This is a genomic window from Streptomyces sp. CB01635, from assembly GCF_002803065.1.
GTDB lineage: Bacteria > Actinomycetota > Actinomycetes > Streptomycetales > Streptomycetaceae > Streptomyces.
The window spans coordinates 270,514-279,619 of the sequence record NZ_NNBL01000002.1 but is presented as its reverse complement, the minus strand read 5'-3'; the positions used below and the strand labels follow the sequence as shown (position 1 = coordinate 279,619).

General features: G+C 68.8%; 10 protein-coding genes. 6 read left to right on the top strand and 4 right to left on the bottom strand.

The window, feature by feature from the left end; genetic code table 11:
• Nucleotides 1-61: 61 nt before the first annotated feature.
• Both npdG and CG723_RS05320 read right to left on the bottom strand, forming a co-directional pair.
• Nucleotides 62-766, bottom strand: a complete 705-nt coding sequence (gene npdG / locus CG723_RS05325) for an NADPH-dependent F420 reductase (protein WP_100592057.1) — start codon at nucleotides 764-766, stop codon at nucleotides 62-64.
• Between the two features lie 9 nt (nucleotides 767-775).
• Nucleotides 776-1,858: a sialidase family protein gene (locus CG723_RS05320; protein WP_199841689.1), complete on the bottom strand. Its 1,083-nt coding sequence runs from the start codon at nucleotides 1,856-1,858 to the stop codon at nucleotides 776-778.
• Nucleotides 1,859-1,940: 82 nt separating this feature from the next.
• Here CG723_RS05320 and CG723_RS05315 point away from each other — a divergent pair, with 82 nt between their 5' ends.
• Nucleotides 1,941-2,543, top strand: coding sequence for a hypothetical protein (locus CG723_RS05315; protein ID WP_100592055.1), 603 nt, complete (start codon nucleotides 1,941-1,943; stop codon nucleotides 2,541-2,543).
• Nucleotides 2,544-2,960: 417 nt separating this feature from the next.
• Here CG723_RS05315 and CG723_RS05310 read toward each other — a convergent pair whose 3' ends face one another.
• Nucleotides 2,961-3,194, bottom strand: coding sequence for a hypothetical protein (locus CG723_RS05310; RefSeq protein ID WP_100592054.1), 234 nt, complete (start codon nucleotides 3,192-3,194; stop codon nucleotides 2,961-2,963).
• Nucleotides 3,195-3,252: 58 nt separating this feature from the next.
• On the opposite strand from CG723_RS05310, the gene map reads away from it, so the two are divergent.
• Nucleotides 3,253-4,110 carry a type I methionyl aminopeptidase gene (map, locus tag CG723_RS05305; protein ID WP_100592053.1) on the top strand — a complete coding sequence of 286 codons (858 nt, stop codon included), beginning with the start codon at nucleotides 3,253-3,255 and terminating at the stop codon, nucleotides 4,108-4,110.
• Between the two features lie 147 nt (nucleotides 4,111-4,257).
• A complete protein-coding gene (locus tag CG723_RS05300) occupies nucleotides 4,258-4,908 on the top strand; it encodes a biliverdin-producing heme oxygenase (RefSeq protein ID WP_100592052.1) in 651 nt (216 codons plus the stop codon).
• On the opposite strand, the gene CG723_RS05295 is transcribed toward CG723_RS05300, so the two are convergent.
• The gene (locus CG723_RS05295) at nucleotides 4,909-5,550 is read right to left on the bottom strand and encodes a PhzF family phenazine biosynthesis protein (RefSeq protein WP_100592051.1); all 642 of its coding nucleotides are present in this window, start codon (nucleotides 5,548-5,550) and stop codon (nucleotides 4,909-4,911) included.
• Nucleotides 5,551-5,755: 205 nt separating this feature from the next.
• Here CG723_RS05295 and efeO point away from each other — a divergent pair, with 205 nt between their 5' ends.
• Genes efeO through efeU form a run of 3 tightly spaced genes read left to right on the top strand, consistent with a single transcriptional unit; the run spans nucleotide 5,756 to nucleotide 9,092 of the window.
• Nucleotides 5,756-6,913 carry an iron uptake system protein EfeO gene (gene efeO / locus CG723_RS05290; RefSeq protein WP_100592050.1) on the top strand — a complete coding sequence of 386 codons (1,158 nt, stop codon included), beginning with the start codon at nucleotides 5,756-5,758 and terminating at the stop codon, nucleotides 6,911-6,913.
• Between the two features lie 30 nt (nucleotides 6,914-6,943).
• On the top strand, nucleotides 6,944-8,227 hold the full coding sequence (gene efeB, locus CG723_RS05285) for an iron uptake transporter deferrochelatase/peroxidase subunit (RefSeq protein WP_100592049.1): 1,284 nt from the start codon (nucleotides 6,944-6,946) through the stop codon (nucleotides 8,225-8,227).
• Nucleotides 8,228-8,234: 7 nt separating this feature from the next.
• Nucleotides 8,235-9,092 carry an iron uptake transporter permease EfeU gene (gene efeU / locus CG723_RS05280; RefSeq protein WP_100592048.1) on the top strand — a complete coding sequence of 286 codons (858 nt, stop codon included), beginning with the start codon at nucleotides 8,235-8,237 and terminating at the stop codon, nucleotides 9,090-9,092.
• Nucleotides 9,093-9,106 lie beyond the last annotated feature (14 nt).

The following is a 9,106-nucleotide window of genomic DNA, read 5'->3' as shown; positions in this document are numbered from 1 at the left end:
TTGTACGCCGACCAGTGTCCCCCATGCCCTTCCGCGGCCGCACCGCGGTGACGCGCGCCGGTCAGACGTCGGTGACCCGCAGGCCCGCGTGTGCCTTGTAGCGGCGGTTCACCGAGATCAGGTTCGCGACCAGCGACTCCACCTGGTGCGCGTTGCGCAGCCGGCCCGCGAAGACTCCCCGCATGCCCGGAATGCGGCCCGCCAGCGCCTGGACGATCTCCGTGTCCGCCCGCTCCTCGCCCAGCACCATCACGTCCGTGTCGATCTCGACGATCGCCTCGTCCTGGAGGAGCACGGCCGACAGGTGGTGGAACGCCGCCGTCACCCTCGAATCCGGCAGCAGCGCCGCGGCCTGCTCCGCCGCGCTGCCCTCCTCCGGCTTCAGCGCGTACGCGCCCTTCTTGTCGAAGCCCAGCGGGTTGACGCAGTCGACCACGAGCTTGCCCGCGAGGTCCTCGCGCAGCGATTCCAGCGTCTTGCCGTGGCCCTCCCACGGCACCGCCACGATCACGATGTCGCAGCGGCGCGCACACTCCGCGTTGTCCGCGCCCTCGACGCCCAGGCCCAGCTCATCCGCTGCCGCCTGCGCGCGCTCCGCCGCGCGGGATCCGATGATCACCTTCTGGCCGGCCCTCGCCAGCCGGTAGGCGAGCCCGCGGCCCTGGTCGCCCGTGCCTCCCAGCACGCCTACCACCAGCCCCGATACGTCGGGGAGGTCCCAGGGGTCCTTCGCGGGGGCCTTCTGCACACTGTCCGTAGAGGTCATACGGTGACCTTACTCAGGCGTACGGCCCAGCAGCGCGGCGACCGGGATCCGCCTGAACGTGATCGTCTCGTACGCGCTGAAGTCTCCCGTCTCGTACAGCAACCCGACCGTCTCGGGGTCGGCCTGCACCAGGTCGGAGTAGGCCGCCGGCAGGCCGTCCACCGTGTGGACCACCCGCCATGTCACACCCTCGTCCTCGCTCGCCCGCACGCTCATCAGCGCCCTGAACCCGGGGTCCGCCGGGCCCGCGAACAGCAGCACCTCCCCCAGCCTCAGCAGACTCCCCTCCACCACCGGGCCCACCAGGCCCGCCTGCGGGCGGAATGCCTTGACCAGGCTCTCGCCGCCGTCCTCCGACGTCGCGTCCGCCCTCGTGCCCGGCGCGGGCGAGTCGTTGCGGGCGTTGAAGTACAGCCGCCCGTCCGGCAGTTCGACCGCGGTCGTCTCGTTCACATTCACATAGCCGTCCGGGTGGTCGTCCACGTAACCGAGCCGCCAGGTCCTGCCCCTGTCGTCGCTCAGCAGGCAGTGGCCTCCGTCGTACTTTCCCTCCGTGCCGGTGTCGCCTCCGGCGGGCGGGAGGGAGTGGTTGGCCGGTACCACCACTCGTCCGCTGTGTGTTTGGATCGCGTGGCCCGGGCCTGTGGCGTACCAGCGCCAATTCCCGTTCTTTGCCTGTGCTGTGATCTCCCTGGGCGACGACCAGGTCAGGCCCTCGTCGTCGCTGTGCTGCACCCAGACTCGGCGTCCGTCCTCGGGCGCGACCTCGCCCCGTCTGATCGCCGTTTCTGTTGCCCCTGCCGCGTTCCTCACGTGGACGATCAGGACCCGTCCCGTGTCCAGGACCACCGGCGCCGGGTTTCCCGCCAGGTCGTTGCCGTTCGCCGCCACCACCTGGAGCGGGTCCCAGGTCCGGCCGCCGTCCGTGGATCTCTTCAGGACCACGTCGATGTTCCCGTAGTCCACCCTCGATCCCACTCGTCCCTCGCAGAACGCGAGCAGCACGCCGGAGCGTGTCGTGACAGCTGCGGGGATCCGGAAGCTCGCGTATCCCTCGCGCCCCGCGCGGAAGGGAACAGACGTCTCAGTCAGCACCCCCCATCCCTCCCCACCCCGAGGGAATTCCCGGTGAACTCGGCCTGACGAGTTCACTGTTGAGGCAGTATGCGCAGGCATGGACGCCGTACGGGTCGCACTGCTGCGGGAAGTACTCGCCGGAACCGAGTGGCTGGGCGCCGCGCGCCGCTTCGCGGGTGCGCTGCGGGCCTCCGTCGTGCCGCACGGGGGCGGGCTGCTTCTCGTCGGCACGCCCGAGTACGAGCCGTGGCATCTCGCGGCGCATCTTGTGGACGAGGCGGCCTGGTCCGGGATGCCCGAGCTGTCGCCCACGCTCGTGCGGCACCGGGCGGGGGTCGGGGGTCCGGCCCATCTTGCGGTGGGGCTCGGGCGCATCGAGGCGGCCCGGCGGGGCGAGACTCTGCTCGTTGTGGCGCCTGGGGCGCCGGGTGAGGAGTTGCTGGAGCGGGTGCATGACGCTCGGCGGGCGGGGGCCACGGTTCTGGCCATCGACTCGGGCGACCGTGATCTGCATGCCATGGCCCACGAGGCGCTCACGCCCGGGCCCGATCTCGACCTCGATACGGCGCAGCACCTGGTCAGCGCGGCCGCGGGCGAGAATCCCGTCGGCGGCCCGGCCCGGGGGCCTCGTCGGCGCTTCCGTGATCGGCTGTCCCGTCTTGCGGACCATCTGACCTCGCCGCCGCCTGCGGGGTGGTAGGGGTGGGGGTTTGCGGTTGATGCTGGGTGGTGGGTGCTGGTGCGCCGGCGGGTGTCGGCTGTCTTCGGCCGGTGCGGGCTCGGTGGGGTTTCGGGTGCGGGCACGGTGCGGGCTCGGTGTGGGCTCGTCAGGTGCGTTTTTGGGTGCGGGGCCGCGGGGGCATGTACGTGCTCGCTGTTCTACGGGTGCACGTCAGCCGGCTGATTGCCTGTGCGTGGTGCTGGTGGCTGCGCGCGCACATGCCCCCACGTCCCCTCCCGTTTCGTCGGCGTCTCACGGCCGGTGGGACTTCGCTGTCTCCGGCCAAGTCTCGTACGCGGCCGAATGCCCGGTGGGACTACCTGTCTTCGGCCTGTCTCGTACGCGGCGACCGCCCGGTGGGACTACTTCTCCCCGTCTCCTACGCGGCGGGGGGCGTCAGGTCTTGTCGTCCTCGTCCTTGGCCGTGGCGTCGTGCCACTTGGGGTCCGTCTCCCATTCGAGGTTTCGTTCACGCGCCGTCTCCATCGCGTGTTCCGCCTCGGTGCGCGACGCGTACGGGCCGAAACGGTCCTTGTTGGGGCAGTCGGGCCCCTCCTCGACCTTCTGGTGCTCCAGGCAGTAGTACCACTCGCCGGGCTTCCCGACAGTCCGCCTCTTGAACAGGGCCATCTTCGGCTCCTCTCGCCATGACCATGGTCCCCCACAGCCGCTCGATACACTCGCTGGCATGTCTGGCCAGTCGCTGCTCGTACCAGGGGAGCTCTCTCCCACTCGTTCCGTACCCGGAAACATCCGGCGTCCCGAGTACGTGGGCAAGCCCGCGCCGACGCCGTACAAGGGGCCTGAGCTCCAGACCCCGGAGACGGTCGAGGCCATGCGCCTCGCCGGCCGGATCGCCGCGCGAGCCATGGAGGAGGCCGCCAAGGCCATCGCTCCCGGTGTGACCACGGACGAACTCGACCGCATCGCGCACGAGTACATGGTCGACCACGGCGCGTACCCGTCGACCCTCGGCTACCGCAACTTCCCGAAGTCGCTGTGCACCTCCGTCAACGAGGTCATCTGCCACGGGATCCCCGATTCCACCGTCCTGAAGGACGGCGACATCATCAACCTCGACGTGACCGCCTACATCGGCGGTGTTCACGGCGACAACAACGCCACCTACCTGGTCGGCGATGTCGACGAGGAGTCCCGGCTTCTTGTCGAGCGGACCCGTGAGTCCCTCAACCGCGCCATCAAGGCCGTCCGGCCCGGGCGTCAGATCAACATCATCGGCCGCGTCATCGAGTCGTACGCCAAGCGCTTCGGTTATGGCGTCGTGCGGGACTTCACCGGGCACGGGATCAACTCGTCGTTCCACTCCGGCCTGATCATTCCGCACTACGACAGCCCGCACGCCACCACCGTCATCCAGCCCGGGATGACCTTCACCATCGAGCCCATGCTCACGCTCGGCACCCATGAGTACGACATGTGGGACGACGGGTGGACCGTTGTGACCAAGGACCGCAAGCGGACCGCTCAGTTCGAGCACACCCTTGTCGTGACCGAAACCGGTGCGGAGATTCTTACTCTGCCCTGACGTCGTGGATTCGTCCGTAGGCCCGTTCCGTTGGTGGGGCGGGCCTTTTGCGTTGCCCTGGCGGCTGATCGGGGTAGCGTTTTTACCGACAGGACGTCGGGAACCTGGTAAGTTAGGCAAGCCTAAGTTTAGCGATCTGGAGGCCTCATGGATACGCCGTTCTCCACCCTGATCCGCACCGCCTCTCACGAGCAGCACACAGAGGCCGAGAGCACCACGTTCATGAGCGACCTTCTCGGCGGAGCCCTCGGCGTCGACGCCTACGCCCGGTACACCGAGCAACTGTGGTTCGTCTACCGGGCGTTGGAGGGGGCCGCGGGGCGACTGGAGGGGTCCGCCGTCGCCGGGCCTTTCATACAGGCCGAGCTGTTCCGGGTCTCTGCCATCGAGCGGGATCTGGCCCATCTGCGGGGGGACGGCTGGCGCGACGGCGTTTCCGCGCTGCCGGCCACTCAGGCATACGCCTCGCGCGTTGCCGAGTGCGCTCGGGAGTGGCCGGGGGGCTACGTCGCCCATCACTACACCCGGTACCTGGGGGATCTGTCCGGTGGACAGATCATCCGCGACAAGGCCGAGAAGAACTGGGGCTTCGCCCGCAAGGGTGATGGCGTGCGGTTCTATGTGTTTGAGCAGGTCCCGAACCCTGCCGCCTTCAAGCGTAGTTATCGCGCTCTGCTGGACGGTGTTCGCGTTGATGAGCTGGAGAAGCAGCGCATCGTGGCCGAGTGCAAGCGGGCGTTCGCGCTCAACACCGCCGTCTTCAAGGCCCTTGGCGAGGAATTCAGCAGCGCCGCTTGATCAGGTGAGGCGGACTCTGCCGCCTACCTCGATCAGGCCTTCCGGCTGGGGGGCCGTGAGGATCTGGGAGCCTTTGCCCTGCGTGATGTTCAGGGCTCTGTGCAGTTGCGCCGTGAGCAGTAGTGCCGCCGCCCCCGTCGCCTCGTCCTCGTCGATGCCGTCACCCCTTCCCGGGAACGCTCGGGCCCTCACCTTTCCTGCCGCCGTGTCCTCCCACGCCCAGGCGTAGACCCACTCGCCCGGCGGGGGGACTTGGAGTTCCTCCACCTCTGACGCCGAGGCGTACTCGCGCAGCGTCCGGGGCGGCGCCCACTCCGGTCGCGCCTCGATCCAGGTGAACTCGCCGTCCAGCCGCGTGCCCACCACGCCTGCGGGCGTGACCAGTTCGGGTACGTCCAGGAGCCAGGCGGTGCCGACGCAGGGATGTCCGGCGAAGGGGAGGCGCAGGGTCGGTGTGTAGATGTCGATGACGCCGCGCTCGGGGTCGTCCACGAACACCGTCTCGCTGAAGCCCAGCTTCGCCGCCAGGGCCTGTCGCTCGTGCTCGTCGGGGACGTCGCTTCCCTCTCGTACGACTCCCAGCTCGTTGCCGTGGTCGCCATGAGGGCCGCAGAAGACTCGGAGCACGTCGTAGTCCGTCACCGGGACAGTCAATCATTCGGTGGGGGGTAGCGGGTTTTTGCCTTTCGTTTGCCGTTTCACGGGTCGCCCATGGGTCGCTTGTATCCGGGGCGCGATCGGCGTCATTTCGTGAGAGCTGAATCACTGGACCCCTGGGTAGCACTGAGGTAAGCCTCGGTTAAGTTAGGTCCGCCTCACTCACTGTTCCTCACGTCTTGGAGCCCGCATGCGAGCCGTCCGACTCACTGTTGTCACCGCCGCCGCCACTGCGGCGACCCTGGCCGCCGTCACGGGCTGCACCCAGAAGAGCGACGCCAAGTCCGGTGGCGACCGCGTCGTCGAGGTCACCGCCACGGACGACAAGTGCGACGTCTCCAAGACCGAGTTCCCCGCCGGCCATGTCGAGCTCTCCATAGAGAACAAGGGCTCCAAGGTCACCGAGGTCTACGTCCTGTTCCCGGACGACCGGATCGTCAGCGAGCGCGAGAACATCGGCCCCGGAACCAAGCAGAAGCTCACCGCCGAGGTGAAGGCCGGCACGTACGAGATCGCCTGCAAGCCCGGCATGAAGGGCGACGGCATCCGGCAGAAGGTGACCGTCACCGGCGGCAAGGCCGTCAAGCGTGACGCCCGTCTGGACAAGGCCGTGGCCGCCTACCGGACCTACGCGCAGGAGCAGGCCGACGAGACGCTGCCCAAGGTCACAACGTTCACGGACGCCGTGCGCAAGGGTGACCTGAAGGCCGCGCAGGCCGCGTACGCCCCGTCCCGTATCGGCTGGGAGCGCACCGAGCCCGTCGCCGAGTCCTTCGGTGACATCGACCCGAAGGTCGACGTCCGCGCGGACGGCCTGGAGGAGGGGCAGGACCCGAAGACGGACTGGACCGGCTGGCACCGCCTGGAGAAGGCGCTGTGGCAGGACAAGAAGATCGGCTCCCGGGAGAAGGAGCTGGCGACGCAGCTCGACAAGGACCTCAAGGACTGGCAGACCCGCGTCGGCAAGGCGGACATCACGCCGACCTCCATGGCCAACGGCGCCAAGGAGCTCCTCGACGAGGTCGCCACCGGCAAGGTCACGGGCGAGGAGGAGCGCTACTCGCACACCGACCTGGTCGACTTCAAGGCCAACGTCGAGGGTGCCGAGAAGGCGTACGACCTGCTCAAGCCCGTCGCCGCGGAGAACGACGCCGCGCTGACGAAGGAGCTCGACAAGCAGTTCGCCGCCCTGGACACGCTGCTCGACAAGTACCGCAAGGACAAGACCTCCTACGAGTTCACCTCCTACGACAAGGTCGGCAAGGCGGACCGCAAGGAGCTCTCGGACGCGGTGAACGCGCTCGCGGAGCCGCTGTCCAAGCTCGCCGCCGCCGTCGTCGTCAAGTAGCCCTCCGGGTACGCAGGTAAGGGGTCAGGGATGACGGACACCACCGCCGATGTCTCGGTCGGATCGGACAACTCTCCTACGCCGTCGCGTCGTTCGCTGCTCGCGGTGGGCGGTGCCGGGCTCGCGCTCGGTGCCGCCGCCGCGGGGGGCGCCGTCGCCGTGACGCGGACCGGTGACGATCCGCAGCCGGTCGCCGACTCGGGCGGCGCCGTGTCGTTCCACGGCGCGCACCAGGCCGGAATCGCCACCGCCGTCCAGGACCGTCTGCACTTCGCGTCGTTCGACGTGAAGACCGACGACCGCGACGAGTTCGTGCAGCTCCTGAAGGACTGGACGAAGGCCGCGTCCAGGATGACCGAGGGGCACGCGGTCGGCGAGGGCGCGTACGGCGGGCTGCCCGAGGCGCCGCCGGACGACACCGGCGAGGCGCTCGGCCTCAAGCCGTCCCGGCTCACCCTCACGATCGGCTTCGGCCCGTCCCTGTTCGAGAAGTTCGGGCTTACGGACCGGCGGCCCGAGGCCCTCGTCGACCTGCCGAAGTTCCCCGGCGACAATCTCGACAAGGCCCGCAGCAACGGCGACCTGTGCATTCAGGCCTGCGCCGACGATCCGCAGATCGCCGTGCACGCCATCCGCAATCTCGCCAGGATCGGCTTCGGCAAGGTCGCCATCCGCTGGTCCCAGCTCGGCTTCGGCAAGACCTCCTCGACGACCCCGGACGCGCAGACCCCGCGCAACCTGATGGGCTTCAAGGACGGCACCCGCAACATCGCCGGCACCGAGACCGCCCGCCTGGACCAGCACGTGTGGGTCGGCGCCAAGGACACGGACGCCAACTCCGCCTGGATGACCGGGGGTTCGTACCTCGTCGCCCGGCGCATCCGCATGAACATCGAGACCTGGGACCGTACGTCTCTCCAGGAGCAGGAGGACGTCTTCGGCCGCGACAAGGGCGAGGGCGCCCCGGTCGGCAAGGCCAAGGAGCGCGACGAGCCGTTCCTGAAGGCGATGAAGCCGGACGCGCACGTGCGGCTCGCGCACCCCGACTCCAACGCGGGGGCGACCATCCTGCGCCGCGGCTACTCCTTCACCGACGGCACGGACGGTCTCGGCCGTCTGGAGGCCGGCCTGTTCTTCCTGGCCTACCAGAAGGACGTGCGCAAGGGGTTCGTCCGCGTGCAGCGGAACCTGTCGCGCAGTGACGCGCTCAACGAGTACATCCAGCACGTGGGTTCGGCCGTCTTCGCCGTCCCGCCGGGCGTCCGGGACTCGGGCGACTGGTGGGGCCGGGCGCTGTTCTCCAAGGAGGCATGAGGACACGATGTTCGGCAACTATCTGATCGGTCTGCGCGAAGGGCTCGAAGCGAGTCTCGTCGTCTGCATTCTCATCGCGTATCTGGTCAAGACGGACCGGCGTGACGCGTTGCGTCCCATCTGGATCGGCATCGCCATCGCCGTCGCCGTGGCGCTCGGCTTCGGCTTCGCGCTGACCTTCGGCTCGCAGGAGCTGACGTTCGAGGCGCAGGAGGCGCTCGGCGGCTCGTTGTCGATCGTCGCCGTGGGCCTGGTGACGTGGATGGTCTTCTGGATGCGGCGCACCGCGCGGCATCTGAAGGCCGAGCTGCACGGCAAGCTGGACGCCGCGCTGCAGATGGGTACGGCTGCGCTGGTGGCGACGGCGTTCCTCGCGGTCGGCCGTGAGGGGCTTGAGACCGCCCTGTTCGTGTGGGCTTCGGTACGCGCGTCCAACGACGGCACGCACGGGCCGCTCATCGGCGTCCTGCTGGGCCTGCTGACCGCCGTCGTCCTCGGCTGGCTGTTCTACCGGGGCGCCCTGCGGATCAACCTGGCGAAGTTCTTCACGTGGACCGGCGGCATGCTGGTGATCGTGGCGGCGGGCGTCCTCGCGTACGGCGTGCACGATCTTCAGGAGGCGCAGTTCCTGGGCGGTCTGTCCAGCAAGGCGTTCGACATCAGCGGGACGATTCCGCCGGACAGCTGGTACGGCACGCTCCTCAAGGGCGTGTTCAACTTCCAGCCCGATCCCACGGTCCTCCAAGTCGTCGTCTGGCTGCTGTACTTGGCCGTGACGCTCACGGTGTTCTTCGCGCCGTCCGGTTTCCTGTCCAGGAAGCCGGAGCCCGAGGCGCAGACGCCTGCCGAGTCCGCCAAAGCCTGATCCGGACGCTCGCG